Source organism: Streptomyces sp. NPDC058198, from assembly GCF_042882605.1.
Classification (GTDB): Bacteria; Actinomycetota; Actinomycetes; order Streptomycetales; family Streptomycetaceae; genus Streptomyces.
In genome coordinates this window covers 735,774-753,482 of record NZ_JBHVVP010000002.1, presented here as the reverse complement: position 1 = coordinate 753,482, position 17,709 = coordinate 735,774, and the positions used below count along the sequence as shown (strand labels likewise).

Below are 17,709 nucleotides of genomic sequence, written 5' to 3'. Positions count from 1 at the left end.
TATGAGTCCGCCCTCATCCATCGGCGACCTCCTCACCCCCTCGGGGCGGCTGCGCAGGCAGTGGATCGCGGCCGTCGAAGACCCTGACCCGCACAGCGGCCTGGCGCGGCTGCGCGAGGTCTGCGTACGGATGGAGAAGCGCCCCGAGACGACCGCTCCGCTATGGACCGACTTCTTACGGTCCGTGGTCGGCCGGCCGTTCCGGCCGTTGCTCACCGACGCCGATTTCGAAGCGCTGGAGAGGATCGGCCTGCGTGTCGCCGAGACCGGTGACATCCCTCTCGATCAGGCGGTCCGGCCGCTGGTCAAGGCGCGCCTCGGGCGCGGCGAGGGGCAGCAGGCCAACGAGCTGCTGACCCGGCTGTACTGGAAGGTGCCGGAGCAGGATCCGGTCAGGGCCGCACTGGCGGACGACCTGGCCCGGTCCGGCCAGCGGGACGACGCCCGGCTGACCATCTATGCGGACCTTCTGGGCAGGCCCGGGCCACGGCCCCCGGCGGTCGTCGCGCTGGCCGCCGATGTGCTGCGGGTGGACTTCTCCTCGGACCCGGCACAGCTGCGTGCGGCGAACGAGCTGGCGGCGACCGGGCTCCCGGGCGCGGACCGCGCGGCCGGGCTCTACCGGTTGTCGGTCACCGCGGAACTCGACACAGCCCGGGACTGCTTCCGTGCGGCCTGCACGGCGGACCCCCGTGACGGGACCGCACTCCTCGGGTTCCTGGCCACGTATGTACGGGCCGGTCAGGCCGCGAGCATCCCCGAGTGGGCGTTCGACGCGGCCCGTGAAGCGGCGGCCGACGTCGCCGCGATGGGCGAACTCGGCAGGGTGCTGGCCTGGTTCGACTCCGACACCGACACGCCTCCCCCGGCCGCCCACCGGCTGACCGCGGTCGACCTGACCCGTGAGGCGGGCCTCTGGTCCGCCTACGCCCGCGGCCGCCTGCACCTCCTGGACGGTGACGCCGCGCGGGCCCGCGACCTCCTCGTACCCCTGGCGAAGAGCGACTCCTCCTTCCCGCAGTGGCGTTACCACGCCGCCTGGTCGCAGCTGCTCTGCGGCGGCCGCACCAAACTCCGGCTGCGCATCGGCACGATGACCCGGCACTCGGACGACTGGGCGCTCGCCTGCCTCCTGCTGGACGCCGAGCCGGACGCGGTGCCCGGCACCGACGCGGAACACGCGGCAGCGGCGCCCCCGCCCGGCTACGAGCGGATCGCCCAGGTCCGCCGTGACCTGGCTGCGGGCAGGCGGCCGCCCGGCGCCGCGGACCGGCCCCCGCCCGGCCTGCCGGTGGCAGGCGGCGGCGCACCGGAGTGCCTGGAGGGGTTGCGTACGGCGCTGGGCGAAGCGTACGGCCGGGCGAGCGCGGAAGAGATGGCGGCGCTGCTGAGGGAGCCGCTGTACCGGCGGCTGCCGCGGGCCGACCGGTTGTTGTGGTCCGGGCTGCTGGCGCTGCGCGAGGAGCCGGAGGAGGGGCGGCGGCTGCTCGGGGCGGCCCTGGCGCTCGGGCACGAGCGGGCGGCGCTGGTGCTGGCCGCGCACCACCTGGAGGGGCGCCGTCCGGCCAGGGCGCACCGGCTGCTCGCCGGGCGGAGCGGCGCGAAGGCAGAGGTACTGAGCGTGTGGGCCGAGGCGGCCGGGGGCGGGTCGGACGAGGCGATCGAGGACCGGCTGGAGCGGCTGGCGGCCCGCGAACTGCCGCAGGTGCCGTACGTGCTCGGCGCGGTCTGGCTGCACCAACTGGCCGGGGAGGGCGCGACCTTGGATCCCGAGGACGCCCCGTACCACGCGCGGCGGGCGGCCAGGGATCTCCACAGAGCCGTCGCCGCCGGGCCGGGCGCCGTACCCCCGGACGCCCCTGTACTGCTGCGGGCCGCCAAGACGGTCGCCCACGGGACCGCCCCCGGCCCGGGCAACGAGCCGGCCGGGCTGTCGCCCTCCGTACGGGAGCACCCCTGGGCGGAATGGGTCTTGGGACTCGTACTGCTGGCCGAGGATCCGGAAGCCGCCGACCCGGAGCTGTGCGGCCGGCTGGCCGCCCTGGTCGAGGAAGCCGACGAGCCGCCCCCGCACGCCGTGACCGGGCTGGCCGCCGCGCTCGCCCGTGCGGGCATGCTCAGCAAGGACCCCTACCGCCGGGACGCCCTCGCCCGGCTGGTGCGCGGTCTCGCGGACCGGCACGCCTTGCCGGAGGTGCACGCGCTGGCCGGTCGGGTCACGGCTGCGGCGATGGCACTGCCGGCTGTCGGACGCCCACCGGTCCAGGCAGCGCAGCCGTCCGGCGTCATGCAGCCGGTGCCGGCGCTGGCCGCCGCCGTACGTAACCTCTCGCGGGGCGACCGGGTCGCCGCCGTACGGCAGTTGAGGGCCGCCCCGGCGGACAGCGCCGTGTGCGCCGTGCTCGCCGACGTCCTGGACGGCCGCCCGCCGGGAGCGCCTGTGCCCGACGGCACCGGGGAGCAGGCCGCGCTGGTCCGGGTCGTCCATGCGGCGGGGCTCGTCGAGAGCGATCCGCGGCGGTGCCTGGAGCTGCTCTCCGCAGCGGCCGCCGACTGCGATCTGGCCGCCGTCACCGACATCGCCCGGCTGCTTCCCGCGCTTCTCGCGCGCGGCGGCGGCAAGCCCGGCAACAACGGCAGGTCCGCCAACTCCGGTGGCGCCAAACGCCGTCCCGGCGAAGCCCACCCGCTGGCCGTCGTCATCAGGCGGCTGACCGACGACGGTGCGCCCGGATTCGACCCGGCGATCCTGGCTGGCTGCGCGACCGCCGTCGGGGACTACGAGCTGGCGGAAGAGCAGTGGATGCTCGCGTACTACGCGGCGGACCAGGAGGGGCACGACTCCGGCGCCGTCCGTGCGCAGTACGCCCGGTTGCTCTACTACAAGGCCGTGACCGCCCGTAACGCGGAGGATCCGCTGCGGGGCGCGAAGCTGCTGCGCCAGGCCGCCGACCTGCAACCGGCGGCGGGGCCCGCGCTGAAGCGCGTCCCGTCCCGCGGCAGAGCCGAATCGCTCGCGCGCGGCCTGGAACTCGACGTCTACGTCAGCCGCCTGCTGGACCAGCTCTTCCCCGGCGCCGAGCAGGAGCAGGTCCCCTGGGAGCGGCCCGGCCGTTACGCGGCCCTGGAGGCGGCCATCATGGCCGACCGGGGGCTGTTCCGCGTCCTGCGGGCCGACAAGGCCGGCAGGGTCGAACGGAGCTGGGCGGACTGCCTGAAGACCCTGGAGTACGACGTACGGCTCCACCACACCCTGGCCCTGCTGTACCGAAGCATGGCGCTCAGCGGGCCCGCGCCCACCGCGCGAGCGGGCGGGCACCTCGCCCGCGCGACCGTGCTGTGGACCCTTCTGCTGGCCTCAGGGGGATTCTGGGAGCAGCACGGCGAGGTGCCCGCCGGGCCCGACGCGGAGACGCGGCTGCGCGACACCGTCTGCCGGGAACTGTTCGGCATGCACCGCAAGCTCGGCGCCGAGGCCCTTCAGGCAGGTGAGCGGGACACCGCCCGGCTGCACCTGCTGGTGCTGGAGGCGGCCCGTAAAGGGGAGTCCGCCGTCCGCGGCCTCCTGCGGGACTTCGGCATCCCGTGGTCTCCCGCGGTCGACGCGCGGCGCTGGGCCGAGATCTCCGCTCTGGCCGGTTCGGTCACCGACGCGTGGTGCGCCGAGGTCATCGAGACCGCCGAGAAGGCGGTCAAGGACCCGGCCGCCATCGCGAAACTGGCCGAGGGAATCGACAAGGACTACGAATCCGGCATCCGCAAGCTGGAACCGCTGATCGGTCTCGATATTCCGCTGCCCCGCCTTCTGCAGACCGGACTCGATTGGTACAATGGGCTGCAGTCCTGCCTTTACCAAATGCGCAGGACCGAGGAACTGCGGAAAGTGGTCGGAAAAGCGCGCACATTCGCCGACGCGCTCGTCCCGCTCTGCACTCCGGGCAAGGGGCATCTCCCGGGCAACCGCGCGCTCGGCGAGCATTTCGTGGACCGCGGACTGTTCGTCGCGCAGGACAACCGCGCCGCCGTCGTGTTGTACGAGGCGGCGCAGAAGTGGGATCCCGGCAACGTCAACGCCGCCCAACTGCTCGCCCAGACCAGGTACGGCGCCCAGCTGGACCGTGTCGTCGCCGCGCTGGAGGCGAAGGACTATCCCCGCGCGCTGACCGCGGCGAGGGAGGCGTACGAATCGGCCGGCAACGACGCGGACCGTTCGGTGGCCCTGACCTACCAGGCCATGAGTCACAACAGCCCCGAAAAGCTGCCCGAGGCCCTTTCGTTGTTGAAACGGGCCATGACTCTCAATCCCTCCAACGATACGGCCCTCTCGCTCTACAACCTCTTACGCTACAAACAGTGAAAGGAGACTGATGAAGCCAAATCCCTTCCATATCCTCGGGCTTCCCGTGTCGGCGAGCGACGAGGACGTGGCCGAGCGCTTCCAGGAACTCGCCGTGATCGGAACCCAGGACGCGGGCGCGCTCGCCGAATGGGCCAAGGACGAGTTGATGGGCCTCCCGGAGAGGCGGGAGTTGCACGTACTGCTGGAGGCGCCGGGCGCGGAATACCGCGGCGAGCGGTGGGAGGACTTCGCCAGGCAGTACGGGCGCCGTCCCGACGCGTTCGACGGGCCGTCCGGGCGGCCGGAGGCGCCACGGGCGTCGGACTTCGACCTCGCCGCCGTGGCGCGGCTGCTGCTGGACGGGATGCTGACGCCGCCCACCGTCGACGTCCGTCCCGCCCTGGACAACGCGCCGGCGCCGCTGCGCCTGGAGCGGCCGCCGCTGGAGGTGCGTGATGTCCTCTTCGGCTGAGTTCCGCCCGAGCGGGACCGGGACCGGGACCGGGACCGGGACCGACTGGGACGAGTTCGAGGAGCGCCCGGTGCCGGAAGGGCTGGGCGGGCCGGAGCAGCCGGACCCCGTCAGCCCGGGCCGTGAGATGGCCGCCCTGCTCCAGCGGTACTGGTCCGACCTCCAGGACGAGAGCAACAGGGTGCAGAAGGAGACGGCGGCCGCGCGCAAGGTCCTCACCGAACTGGCCGTCCACGTAGCGCGGTTGGACGGCCTGCTGCGGGAGGCGGCCGGTCCGCTGGAGGCGGCGGGCGCCAAGTCGCTGAGCCGCCGTCTGCAGGTGGCCAGAAAACAGGTCCTCGAACCGCTGCACGCGATGGACATCACCACGCAGGACCCCACCGGCAAGCCCTACGAATCGGTCGCGGACGTCGTCGACATCACCGGGTGGCGTTACGGGCCCGAGTTCACCGCCGAGGTGGTCACGGAGACCGTGGAGCCGATCGTGCTCGACGGCGGCACGGTCGTACGGCTGGGACAAGTGATCATGGGCGCCCCGTCGAGCGCCGGACCGGAGGACAACGCATGACGCAGTACGTGAGCAAGGCCGTCGGGATCGACCTGGGGACCACCAACAGCGCCGTGGCGGTGATGAACCCGACGGACACCGACATCGTGATCCACCAGGACGGCATGAACGCCCGCACGACGCCGAGCTGCGTGTGGCGCAACCCGCGCAACGGCGAACTGGTCGTCGGGCGCAAAGCGTTCGCGAGGGTGGGCAGCGAGCCGGAGCCGATCACCTCCGTCAAACGCCTCATGGGATCACGCAGGACGGTGACCCTGGCGGGCGAGGAGCGCACCCCCGTCGAGATCTCGGCCGAGATCCTGCGGGAGATGAAGCGGCAGATCGAGCAGAGCGTGGCGGAATTCGACACCCCGGACGTGCGCTGGGTGGTCGACCGCGCTGTCGTCACCGTACCCGCGTACTTCGACCAGCCGCAGATCGACGCCACCCGCAAGGCCGCGGAGAGCGCCGGCCTGCGGGTGGTGGACCTGCTGCACGAACCGACGGCCGCCGCGAGCTACTACTGCTGGCGGACCGGCACCCGGGACGGCACCTTCCTGGTCTACGACCTCGGCGGCGGTACCTTCGACGTGAGCGTGGTGCGCTGCAAGGCGGCCGACTTCAAGGTGCTCGGGATCAGCGGCAACACCATGCTCGGCGGGGACGACATCGACACCGCGCTCGCCCGCAATCTCCAGCAGCTGATCCAGGACGACGACTGGGCGATGGACCTGGACCTGGAGAACGACGCGGAGGACCGGCTGCGTTTCCGGCGCCTGAAGTCCCTCGCGGAGTCCGTGAAGAAGGGGCTGTCGGACCGTACGGAGTTCATGCTCCGCGACTCCGGAGGGCTGACCGACAAGGACGGGCAGCGGGTCGTCATCGACACCGTGATGGAGCGCGCGCAGCTGGAGAAGATCGCCCGGCCCATTCTGGAGCGCACCTTCCAGTACTGCGACGAGGCGCTCGAACAGGCGACCGCGGAGGCCGGGGTCACCCTGGCCGACGTGGACCAGATCATCCTGGCCGGCGGGTCCACCCACCTGCCGCTGGTCCAGGAGATGGTGAAGAGCCGGTTCTGCTCGCCCGCCCTCGGCTCCCCCGACCCCGGCTCGCCGCGCGCCAAGTGCACCGAACCGGTGTACGAGCAGGTGGACACGGTCGTCGCGCTGGGCGCCGCCGTGCGTGCGTCGGCGGTGGGCGGCCTGGACATCTTCAACGAGGAGCGGACGGTCCGGGTGGGCTTCCGCGGCACCGTGGTCACGGCCTCGGACCGTACGGTGGTCGGCGGGACGGTCGAGGCGCTCGACCCCGACCTCGATCTCACCGGCGGCTCGGTGCGGCTCAGTACGGAGGAGTACGAGGACGAGGCGCAGCTCAAGCCGGGCGGCAGCTTCGCGTTCACCCGCATTCCCGTACAGCCGGACGCGCAGAGCCTGCTCACCGTCGAGGTGCTCGACGCCGACGGGGAGTTGCTGGCGACCGTAGGACGCACGGTCGTCCACGACCGTGCCGCCGCGGACAGGCCGGGACGCAGTACGACCAGCGCGTCCATCAACGCCAAGCCGATCCTGCTGGAGGTGAACCGCGAGGGGCGGACGCAGCGCGACGTGCTGATCCCCGCGCTGCGGCCGCTGCCGTTCAAGGAGCGCTACGACTTCAGCCACCCCGGTGACACCGCCACCGTGGAGTTCCGGCTGTACCAGCAGGCCCGCCAGATCCAGGTCATCAAGGTGCCGGTGCCGTCCTCCACCCCCAGGGGCACGGTCATCGACCTCGATGTGGAGATGGACGTACACGCGCTCATCACGGTGCGCGGCTCCATCGGAGACCATCCGTTCGAGGCACTCGTCGAGGTGCCGCCGGAGGCCGAACTGCCGGGCGAGGCACAGGTGGCCGAGCTGATGCGCCGCTTCGAGCAGGGCGTCGAGTTCCTGCCGGTGGGCGAGCGGAACGTGAAGACGACCAGGATGGAGATGGCGCAGGGGGCCTTCACCGAGGCGCTCGAACGGGGCGAGAAAGCAGTCGCGAGCCACGAGTTCGAGCAGATGCAGGCGATCGTCGACTCCGTCGGCCGGCACCAGCCGGGCGATCTGCAGCCGCCCAGGGCGGACTTCGAGAAGCTCGTCAAGGACTGCGTGGAGCTCAACCGGTACGTGGCCACGTTCAGCGCCGAGGCCGAAGCCCCGCACGACGAACGGGAGATCGCCCAGGCCATCGAAGTCCAGCGGGACCAGGGCGAACGGACCTTGAGCGCCGGTGATCAGCGCTCGTACGCGGAGGTCATCACCCAGCTGCAGCACATCTTCGACCACCTCAGGACCCTGGCGTACCGGCAGCATCAGAAGGACCAGGGGCCGGTCGACGAGACCGAGATGGCCGTATCCCGGCTGCAGAGCGCCCAGGAGATGCTGAGCCAGGTACGTACGCAGGTCCAGGCATCCCGCACCGCCACGTCCGAACACCGCCAGGAGGTGGAGGACATCGGGCAGCGGCTCGCCGGCCTGCAGGTCCTCATCGCCCAGGACCCGCACCGGGTCCAGCAGGAGGCGGGGCAGGAACGCCAGCGTCTGATCCGGCTGAAGAACATCCTGATGGGTTCGCCCGACGACTCGGACGGCCCCGGCATCCCCGTGGCCGTCAAATGACGGCCGCGACGATGCCCGTCCGCTGCCCGGTGGCCCTGTGCCGCAAGGAGAACGCGTACGGGACGGAGGTCTGCGCGAGCTGCCGGACGCCCCTGTCCGGCTATGCGCGGCTGCACACCTACCCCGCGCACCTGTTCAACCAGGGGCTTGCCGCGGCGCGCGAGGGCCGCCTCTCCACCGCACGGGACTGCTTCGCCGCAGTGGTGCACTGGTGCCCCGGCGACACCGAGGCGCGCAACGCGCTGGCCCTGGCCGGCTTCCGGCTCGGTGACCGCGACGAGGCACACCGGCAGTGGACGGAGGTGCTGGACCGCAGACCGGGCGATCCGAAGGCGGCCCGGGGGCTCGCTCGGCTCGCGGAACTCGCAGAGCTCGCGGAACAGGCAGAGCTCGCCGAACCGGATGGGACCAGCGAGGTCAGCGAGCCCGGTGAGCCCGGCGAGCCCGGCCCAGGGCCCTGATGAGCAGTTCGGGGTCGACCCCGAGCTTCCGCATCAGCTCGCGCCCCGACGACTCCTCGTCCTCGAGCAGGGCGAGGAGGATCGCGGTCTCGCCGACCCGACCGGACGAGGTGCGCCCGGCCGCGGTGCGCAGACGGGCCCGGTCCAGTACGTCGTGGACACGAGGGGACAGGTCACGGCGCCGGGGGGTGAGCATCCCGGAGAGCCGCTGGAAGGCGCGCTCCCCGGCCGCCCCCTGCTCGTGCATGCCGCGGCGCAGCACTTCGCTGCCCATCGCGCCGAAGGCGAGCAGGAGCGTATAGGTGCCGATGACCTCGCCGCGCGTTTCGGCCAGCAGATTCGCGAGCCGCACGATGCCCACGGCGCTGCGGCTCAGGTCATCCATCGACAGCCGCTCGTCGCCGTTCAGCGCCGCGGTGTCCGAGGCCGTGATGTCCTGGTCAGAGGAGTCCTGGTCAGAGGCTTCCGTCCCGGTGTCCGGCAGCAGCCGGGCCAGCGGAACCCCGCACAGTTCCAGCAGCCGGGCGGAGACGCCGCCGCCCACGGCGACGAAGGCCGCAGTGATGTCGGCCGTGGTGATGGTGTTCCTGCCGTCCGCGGCGGCGCGGGCGGCCGCGTCCGCGAACACGCGGTTGACGGTGTCGGACAGGACGCTGGCGCGTGCCGTACCAGTGCCGGAACCGCCCCCGTCCGTACCGGAGCCACCGTCTGTGCCGGGACTGCCGCTGAGGACCTGGTGGATCACCTGGTCGAGAGCTTCCATGGCGTCCGCCCCGATGCTCTCCTCGATCCGCTGCCGGATGTCCGCCTCGCCGAGCAGCCCTTGCAGCAGATCGACCGAGGCGACCCCGCCCCGGTCGGCGGCGGATGCGCGCACCCGCCGCATCAGCTTCTGAGCGTCGGGGGCGAGAGCGATCGTCAGGTCGTCGTCGGGCGGTTCAGGCGGCTGAGGGTGCCCCGTTGCCGCGTCCTTGGTGATGCCCGCGGCCGGGTCGCCGTACAGGATGAAGGACGCCCAGGCGGCGTCCGGCCGTTCACGGAGCGCGGTGCGGGCCGCCCGGACCGCGGCGCCGGCCGGCTCGCCCGCGAGCAGCCGTCCGTAGAACTCGGCGGCGAACTGCCAGGCGCCCTCGTCGGCCACATCGGTACGGGTACCGACAACGGTCTTCGCGCCCAGGACCATGAAGGACATGCACATGTTGGCCACTTCGCCCCCACCGGCGGAGGCGCAGCCGTTGATGAAGGCCACCGGCGGCGCGCCACGCGACGAGAGGGTCTGCAGGACGACCTCACCGAGCAGTTGACGGCCGTGCATCATCAGCCCGGTCGTGCCGGAGCCGGTCGCCACATGACCGCAGAAATGGAAGAGATCGTACGGCGTCTCCTCCGAGGCCAGTTCCGTGACGACGTCGAGCAGGGTGGCCTCCTGCCCCAGCAGTACCGTGCACTCGATGCCACGGCCGCGCAGCCACGCCGCGACCTTGGCCACCTCCTCGCGTGCGGAGGCGAGGTCGCCGAGGGTGTCGCCCACGATGAGCGCGCGGCCGACCCGGCTGATGCTGCGCCCGCCGACGACGGGGCGCTTGCCCATCAACCGGCGCCCGAGGTCATGCTTGAGGCCGAGGAAGTCCCCACCGTCGTGCAGCAGTTCCCACGGGACCTCCTGCTCGTTCGTACGCACCAGGATGGGGCCGGCCGACGCGCGCAGCCGGGTCACCAGCTCGGCCACATTGCCCTGTACACGCGGGAACAGATGCTCGTAGAGCAGCTTGCCCCACTTGGCCAGCTCCTTGACCAGGCCAGGGTCCGGGCCCGATTCCCCGGCAGCCGCCTTCGTCAGGGCCTCGTCGATCCGGGTGCGGCAGCCCTTCACCAGTCCCGGGTCGACCTCGACCGTGTACTCCATTTCGAGCGGAGGACTGTCGCCGACGGTGCTGCCGATCCGCAGATCGTATTCATAGCGAACGGTCATGCCTTGTGCGGTGACCCGGACATTCAGCGTGGCCGCCTCGCTCATGACGGCGGACTGTGCCGCCGGACGAACGCCTCGACGAGCCGCTCCTCGGCGGCGGTGGAGGGCTGGATGATCTCCACCTGGTCGTCCCCCATGATCACCGTGATCGAAGTGACACCGCCGGCCCCGTCTGCCGTGCCCGTCCCGCTTCCTGACGGTGCGTTACGTTCCCCGGTCAGCCAGCCCCGGATCGTGTCGATGATCAGGACCAGGGTTCCGGCCGAGGTCACCATGAGGGTGGCCACCTCGACAACACCGCCCGAGCGCCGTCCGGGCGCGGGCCGTGCGGCATAGACCGGCACAACCCGCGCGGCCCCGTCCTCGAACAGCTTCCGGCCCAGAGCGGCAGGCGCATCCGCTCGTACATCCCCGTTGAGGACCAGTTCGCACGCGAACCCTCCGTCGGGCTTCCGCTCCACCACGCACGACCTCCATCTTCTGCCCACAACCCTATGACGCACCGTCGCTGTACGGGAGTTCTTCGCCCACATGCGCCCCAGCCGAAAGAGCAAGCCCGCCCCCCGACCACCGACTCGTACGTCCGCTACAAAAGAGCAGGTCACAGCCGCGTAGCGCACTCCGGCGACACCCAGTCAACCTCAACCTACGCATTGCGACACATAAAGCCCTGGTGTCCGTTCAGCTCGAATCCCAAGGCCAACAAAAAGAAAGAAACCCCAGGTCACGGCGAGTGAGTCCTGGGGTTTCTCTGAGCCGCCTTCGGGATTCGAACCCGAGACCTACGCATTACGAGTGCGTTGCTCTGGCCAACTGAGCTAAGGCGGCGCGCTGTGTGCACCATGGTGCGATCAGCGGCGCGGCCAAGTCTACACAGTTTCCGGGGGTGCTCCGTACACGCCCGGCGTGGGGGGTTTCTCGCAGGTCAGGAGCACTTCTTGCCGTCGGTGGGGGGTGTGCCCCCGAGGAGGTAGGTGTTGATCGCCGTGTCGATGCAGTCGCTGCCGCGGCCGTAGGCCGTGTGGCCGTCGCCGTTGTAGGTGAGGAGCGTGCCGGTGGAGAGCTGGCCGGCCAGGGACCGGGCCCATTTGTAGGGGGTTGCCGGGTCGCGAGTGGTGCCGACCACGACGATCGGGGCCGCGCCCTTCGCCTCGATGCGGTGGGGGGAGCCGGTGGCCTTGGTGGGCCAGTAGGCGCAGTTCAGGGAGGCCCAGGCGAGGCCCTTGCCGAAGACCGGGGATGCCTGCTCGAAGGAGGGGAGCGCGGCGGTGACATCGGAGGTGGTGGTGAAGGCGGGCGGGAGGTCCAGGCAGTTCACGGCGGAGTTGGCGAACATCAGGTTCGCGTACGAGCCGTCACTCTCGCGTTCGTAGTACGAGTCGGCGAGGGCGAGGAGGCCGGCGCCGTCGCCGTCCATCGCGCTGGTGAGGGCCTCGCGGAGCTGGGACCAGGCGGACTCGTCGTACATCGCGGCGATCACGCCGGTCGTGGCGAGGGACTCGCCCAGTGGGCGGGTCTCGCCGGTCGGGACGGGCTGGGCGTCCAGGTCCGTGAAGAAGGCCTTCATACGGGTGGAGATGTCGGCGGGGGATTTCGTGCCGAGGGGGCAGTCGGCGCGCTTGACGCAGTCCGCGGCGAAGGACTGGAAGGCGGTCTCGAAGCCGGCGGTCTGGTCGCGGTTCAGTTCGCGCGCCGGGAGGGAGGGGTCCATCGCGCCGTCGAGGACGAGGCGGCCGGTGCGCTTGGGGAACAGCTCGGCGTATGTGGCGCCGAGGAAGGTGCCGTACGACGCACCGACGTACGACAGCTTCTTGTCGCCCAGCACGGCGCGGAAGATGTCCATGTCGCGGGCCGTGTCGACCGTGGAGACATGTGGAAGGATCACGCCGGACCGCTTCTGGCAGCCCTGGGCGAACTTCTTGAAGGACGCCGCCAGCCGCGAGGTCTCGGCTTGGTCGTCGGGTGTCTGGTCGACCTGGGTGTAGGCGTCCATGTCCTTGCCGCTGAGGCACTCGACCGGCTCACTGCGGGCCACGCCGCGCGGGTCGATGGCCGCCATGTCGTACTGGGCGCGGACCGGGGCCGGGTAACCGATGGCCGCGTACCCCTGGAGGTAGCCGATGGCCGAGCCGCCGGGGCCGCCCGGGTTGACGAGGAGGGAGCCGAGGCGCTTGCCCGGGCCGGTGGCCTTCTTGCGGGCGACGGCCAGTTCGATCTCCGTCCCGTCAGGCTTCGCGTAGTCGAGCGGGGCCTTCATCGTGGCGCACTGGAAGTCGGGGCCTCCGCACGCGCGCCATCTGAGCTTTTGGCCGTAGTACTTCTTCAGGGCGGCCGGATCCGCAGACACCGAGTCCGAAGCCGACGCGTCGGACGACGAACCGCCTGAGCTGCAGCCGGAGATCATCAGACCGGCCGCCACGAACGCGGTGGCGGAGATACGGAACAGGCGCCTGGTGTCCATTCAGGGAGCGTAGCCGCCGGATTGCGTGTGCCGCCCGTCCGTACTCGTATGGGTGAGTCAGCGCCGGATCAGCCCGCCCGCAGCGACACCGCCATCGACTCCACCGCCAGCAGCGGCGCCACATTGCGGTCCAGCGCCTGGCGGCAGGCGACGATCGCCTCTATCCGGCGCAGCGTCCGCTCCGGCGTCGAGGCACCGGCGATCCGGTCGAGCGCGTCCCGTACGTCCCCATTGGCGAGCGCGACCCGCGAGCCCAGCTGGAGGGCCAGTACGTCGCGGTAGAAGCCGGTCAGATCGGTCAGGGCGAGATCGAGGCTGTCCCGCTGCGTACGGGTGGAGCGGCGCTTCTGACGGTCGGCCAGCTCCTTCATCACACCCGCTGTGCCGCGCGGCATCCGGCCGCCGGCCGACGCGCCGAGGGCGGCCTTCATGTCCTCGGTCTCCTTGACGTCGACGTCCTCGGCGACCTGCTTGGCGTCTTCCGTCGCGGCGTCGATCAGCTCCTGCGCCGCCTTGAGACAGCCGCCGATGTCGTCCACCCGCAGCGGCATCTTGAGAACGGTGGCACGGCGGGCCCGGGCCCGTTCGTCGGTGGCGAGGCGGCGGGCCCGGCCGATGTGTCCCTGGGTGGCGCGGGCGGCGGCGTGGGCCGCGTCGGGCTCGATGCCGTCACGCCGGATCAGGACGTCGGCCACGGCCTCCATGGACGGAGTGCTCAGGACGAGATGGCGGCATCGGGAGCGGATCGTGGGCAGGACGTCCTCCAGAGAGGGCGCGCAGAGCAGCCAGACCGTACGGGGCGCGGGCTCCTCCACCGCCTTCAGCAGGACATTCCCGGCGCCCTCGGTGAGGCGGTCGGCATCCTCCAGCACGATGACCTGCCACCGGCCGACGGCCGGGGAGAGCTGGGCGCGGCGGACCAGCTCACGGGTCTCCTTGACGCCGATGGAGAGCAGATCCGTGCGGATCACGTCGACGTCGGCATGCGTACCGATCAGGCTCGTGTGGCAGCCGTCACAGAATCCGCAGCCCGGCTCGCCGCCGAGCGCGCGGTCCGGGCTGGTGCACTGCAGGGCGGCGGCGAAGGCGCGGGCCGCGGTGGAACGGCCGGAGCCCGGCGGGCCGGTGAACAGCCAGGCGTGCGTCATCTTCGACGCCTCGGGCGGGGCGGTACCCGAGGACGTGGCCGTCACGAGCGCGTCGGCGTCACGGGCGGCGGCGGAGAGCGTCAGCTGAATACGATCCTGTCCGACCAGGTCGTCCCATACGGTCATGCGCCGTCACCGCCTCCGTGCTCAGTTGATCCCCTGTGTGCGGATCCCGCCCGTGGATCCCATTGTGGGGCCGGGGTCTGACAGTCCGGCCCCACCGGCGCACACACGCCACACCGGACGGATCTAGCGACGGCGCCTCGCGTTGCCGTTGCCGTTGTCGTCGCCGTCGTCGTGCGGTCCCAGCAGTTCGTCCGCCAGGCTCGGGAGGTCGTCCAGCGGAGTCTCCTCGGCCCAGTCAGAGCGGCGGCGCGGGCGCTCCTGTTCACGCTCCGGCTCACGCTCGGGGTTGACCTGCGGCATCTCCCGGGTGCGGTCGTTGCCGCCACCCGCGGGCGGGGCCTGGGGAGCCTGGGCGTCCTCGCGGAAGAAACCCGGAGGCACACGGTCGGCCGGATCGGCGTTCCGTACGGGCGGGAGTACGGCGGTCTCGTCGGCCGCGCGTGTGTCCTTGGGATTCCCGCCACCGGAACCGGCGCCGGAACCGCCGCCGGAACGGTCGTCGTGCCGGTCCTCGTCCCGTACCGGCCGAAGCACCGTCGTCTCGTCGGTCGCGCGGTCGGGCACCTGCGGAATGACCGCCGTCCTGTCCGCCTCGGATTCCTCGCTCGGCCGCCGCTCGTCGGGGCGTACCGCGGGAACCTCCTGCGTCACATCGTCCGGAACAGCCGTCGGCTGCTGGACCGGCGTGGCGACCGTGATCTCGTTCGGCGAGAACGCCGGAGCAGCGGAAGCGCCCGCCGACTCCTCCGCGAGACGACGCGCCTCCTCGGCGCGGACCAGCGCCGCCTCCGCCTTGCGCTGCTTCTCGCGCCGCCGCTCCTCCGCCTCGGCGCGGAGCCTGGCCTCTTCCTGGGCCTGCCGCCTGAGGCGTGCCTGCTCCGCCTCGTGCGCCTGGTCCTCGGCCTCGCGCCGCCTGCGCTCCTCCTCGGCCAGCCGGCGTGCTTCCTCGGCCCGCTGCCTGGCCTCTTCCGCCTGCCGGTCGGCCTCGCGCTGCTGCGCCTCCTCCAGCTCGCGGCGCTTGCGGTCCTCCTCCTCGGCGCGGAGCTTGGCGAGCTGCGCCTCACGCTCGCGCTCCAGCCGCTCCTCCTCCGCCTTGCGCGCGGCCTCTTCCTCAGCCTTGCGGCGCGCTTCCTCGATGGCGGCCTTCCGCGCCTCTTCCTGGGCCCTCACTTCGTTTTCGGAGAGCGGCAGCAGCTGGTCGAGCCGGTGCCGTACGACCGTTGTGACCGCCTCCGGCTCCTGTCCGGCGTCCACGACGAGGTAGCGGGCGGGGTCGCCGGCGGCGAGGGTGAGGAAGCCGGACCGTACCCGCTGATGGAATTCCGCGGGCTCGGACTCCAGCCGGTCCGGAGCCTCGGTGAAGCGCTCGCGCGCCGTCTCCGGGGAGACGTCCAGCAGCACGGTGAGGTGCGGTACGAGACCGTCCGTCGCCCAGCGCGAGATACGGGCGATCTCGGTCGGCGAGAGATCGCGGCCCGCACCCTGGTACGCCACGGACGAGTCGATGTAGCGGTCGGAGATGACGATCGCGCCGCGCTCCAGCGCCGGACGTACCACCGAGTCGACGTGCTCGGCGCGGTCCGCGGCGTACAGCAGGGCCTCGGCGCGGTTCGACAGACCCGCACTCGACACATCCAGCAGGATCGAACGGAGCCGCTTGCCGACCGGGGTGGCGCCCGGCTCGCGGGTGACAACGACTTCGTGGCCTTTGGCACGAATCCAGTCCGCCAGGGCCTCGACCTGGGTGGACTTGCCGGCGCCGTCGCCGCCTTCTATCGCGAGGAAGAAGCCGGTGCCGGCCGGGGCCTGCGCCGGGTCGGCTCCGCCGCGCAGGGCGTCGCGCAGGTCGCGGCGCAGCGGTACGCCGGAACGGTCGTCCGTCTTGGCGAGGACGACCGCCGCGACCGGCAGCAACAGCGCGCCGACCAGCATCAGCGTGAAGGCCGCGCCGTCGTGCGCGAAGACGAAGTCCCCGTTGGCGAGGCGGTGCGGGCCGATGGCCGCGGCGACGAGGGGGGCGACGACGGCACCGAGGGCGACAAAGACCGTGACAACCGCGTGGAGGTGTTCCGTGACTCGGTCACGACGGTACTCCTCGGTCTCCAGGTCGATAAGAGAGTGTCCGGTACTCGCCGCGACCCCGGCCGTGAAGCCGGCGAACAGCGCGAGGAACAGTACGGTCGCCGTGTCCGGTACGAGGCCCATGGCGAGCAGCGCGATGCCGGTGACCGCGATGGCCAGCGCGAGCAGGCGTCGGCGGGACAGGGCGGGCAGCACCTTCGCGGCGCGGCGGATGCCGAGTCCCGTGCCCCCGGTCAGGGCGAGGACGAGCAGGGCGAAGGCGACGGGGCCGCCGCCGAGGTCCTTGGCCTGGAGTACGGAGACGGCCACGGCGGACGTGATCGCCGCGGCGATGGCGGCGCAGGCGAGGACGAGCAGCGGCACCGCGCCCGTACGGCCCTTGTCGCGGCCACCACTGCCGCCGCTGTCGGCGGACGGCCGGCGCAGGCCCGCGAGCGGTGAACGCGGACGGGGCGTGTGACCGTCGGGCAGTTCGAGGAAGTACAGGGTGGAGACGGACGCGGCGAACAGCCCGGCCGCGACGTACGAGCCGAGGGCGGCCTGGTGCAGCGAGAACCACGGGATGCCCGTACCGAGCAGGTTCCCGATCAGGGTGGCCACGAGCAGGACCGCGGCCGCGGCGGGTACGGCGACGAAGGCCGTACGCAGCGAGAGGCGGCGCAGCGCGTCCAGGTGGTCGGGCAGCGGGCGTACCGCCGCGCCTTCCAGCGGCGGGGGCGGGAGCAGGGCCGGAGCGGCGCTCTCCCTCGCGACCGTCCAGAAGCGCTCGGCGACGCCGACGACGAAGACCGTGCTGAGGAGGATCGGGAGGGCGCGGTCAGGGGTCCAGTCGAGCCACAGCGGCGCGACGATGAGGAGCGCGAGGCGGAGTACGTCCGCGACGATCATCGTCCAGCGGCGGTCCAGGGGACCGCCGTCCTTGCCCGGCTTCTTGGACGCTTTGGCCGTCTTGGACGCGTTGGCCGTCGTGGCGCCCGCGGCGTCGGCGTCGCTCGTCGTTTCCCCGGCCGCCCCGGCTCCGGCACCGGCCCCGGTGCCTGCACGCCTGCTACTCCCGGCGCTGGGCGCCATCAGCGCCGACAGCGGGCCGAGAAGTACGGCTCCGAACAGCAGCCCGGCAAGAATCCGGGCGCCGAACACCGCGGCGACGGCGAACGCCACTCCCCGGTATCCAGCACCGAATGAGCCCTCGGCAATCGCAGCCTGCAACGAAAGGAGCAGAAGCACGAGAACGGCGAGTACATCGCCGATGCCGCCGACGAGCTGGGCTCCCCACAACCGCCGCAGCGGAGGGAGGCGCAACAGAGATCGTACGGCGCGCTCTCGTGAGTCTGCGGCAAGTGCGTCGGAGTCGGAGGTGGCGCTCACGACCGTTGGCTGCTCGGCTCGCGTCATTCGCCCAGCCTATCCGGAGCTGTTGGCTCCCTGGAGGCCCCGTCCGAACATACGGGCG

10 protein-coding genes and 1 tRNA gene are annotated in these 17,709 nt (G+C 71.8%); 5 read left to right on the top strand and 6 right to left on the bottom strand.

Annotated features, from left to right (window positions below; translation table 11 throughout):
• Window position 1: 1 nt before the first annotated feature.
• From ACFVWW_RS11810 to ACFVWW_RS11790, 5 genes are read left to right on the top strand one after another with little or no spacing between them, the layout of a single operon-like run.
• Entirely contained in the window at window positions 2-4,357 is a 4,356-nt protein-coding gene (locus tag ACFVWW_RS11810) for a hypothetical protein (protein WP_386877349.1), read from the top strand.
• A gap of 10 nt (window positions 4,358-4,367) precedes the next feature.
• Window positions 4,368-4,811 (top strand): hypothetical protein, encoded by a 444-nt coding sequence (locus tag ACFVWW_RS11805; protein ID WP_386877348.1) that lies wholly within the window; start codon window positions 4,368-4,370, stop codon window positions 4,809-4,811.
• Window positions 4,795-5,379 carry a hypothetical protein gene (locus ACFVWW_RS11800; protein WP_386877347.1) on the top strand — a complete coding sequence of 195 codons (585 nt, stop codon included), beginning with the start codon at window positions 4,795-4,797 and terminating at the stop codon, window positions 5,377-5,379. Before ACFVWW_RS11805 ends, ACFVWW_RS11800 begins: the two co-directional genes overlap by 17 nt.
• Window positions 5,376-8,006, top strand: coding sequence for an Hsp70 family protein (locus ACFVWW_RS11795; RefSeq protein ID WP_386877346.1), 2,631 nt, complete (start codon window positions 5,376-5,378; stop codon window positions 8,004-8,006). Before ACFVWW_RS11800 ends, ACFVWW_RS11795 begins: the two co-directional genes overlap by 4 nt.
• The gene (locus tag ACFVWW_RS11790; protein WP_386877345.1) at window positions 8,003-8,467 is read left to right on the top strand and encodes a hypothetical protein; all 465 of its coding nucleotides are present in this window, start codon (window positions 8,003-8,005) and stop codon (window positions 8,465-8,467) included. Before ACFVWW_RS11795 ends, ACFVWW_RS11790 begins: the two co-directional genes overlap by 4 nt.
• Here the strand turns inward: ACFVWW_RS11790 and ACFVWW_RS11785 are convergent.
• The 6 genes from ACFVWW_RS11785 to tmk form a co-directional block, all read right to left on the bottom strand.
• Entirely contained in the window at window positions 8,424-10,484 is a 2,061-nt protein-coding gene (locus ACFVWW_RS11785; RefSeq protein WP_386877344.1) for a CHAT domain-containing protein, read from the bottom strand. The two genes, ACFVWW_RS11790 and ACFVWW_RS11785, sit on opposite strands and share 44 nt — an antisense overlap.
• Window positions 10,481-10,903, bottom strand: coding sequence for a hypothetical protein (locus ACFVWW_RS11780; protein ID WP_384332460.1), 423 nt, complete (start codon window positions 10,901-10,903; stop codon window positions 10,481-10,483). The genes ACFVWW_RS11785 and ACFVWW_RS11780 overlap by 4 nt, the downstream gene beginning before the upstream one ends.
• A gap of 290 nt (window positions 10,904-11,193) precedes the next feature.
• A tRNA-Thr gene (locus tag ACFVWW_RS11775) sits at window positions 11,194-11,267 on the bottom strand.
• 97 nt (window positions 11,268-11,364) lie between these two features.
• A complete protein-coding gene (locus ACFVWW_RS11770; RefSeq protein WP_386877343.1) occupies window positions 11,365-12,900 on the bottom strand; it encodes an alpha/beta hydrolase in 1,536 nt (511 codons plus the stop codon).
• 68 nt (window positions 12,901-12,968) lie between these two features.
• Window positions 12,969-14,174, bottom strand: coding sequence for a DNA polymerase III subunit delta' (locus tag ACFVWW_RS11765; protein ID WP_384332466.1), 1,206 nt, complete (start codon window positions 14,172-14,174; stop codon window positions 12,969-12,971).
• A gap of 123 nt (window positions 14,175-14,297) precedes the next feature.
• Window positions 14,298-17,651 carry a dTMP kinase gene (tmk, locus tag ACFVWW_RS11760; RefSeq protein WP_386877342.1) on the bottom strand — a complete coding sequence of 1,118 codons (3,354 nt, stop codon included), beginning with the start codon at window positions 17,649-17,651 and terminating at the stop codon, window positions 14,298-14,300.
• Window positions 17,652-17,709 lie beyond the last annotated feature (58 nt).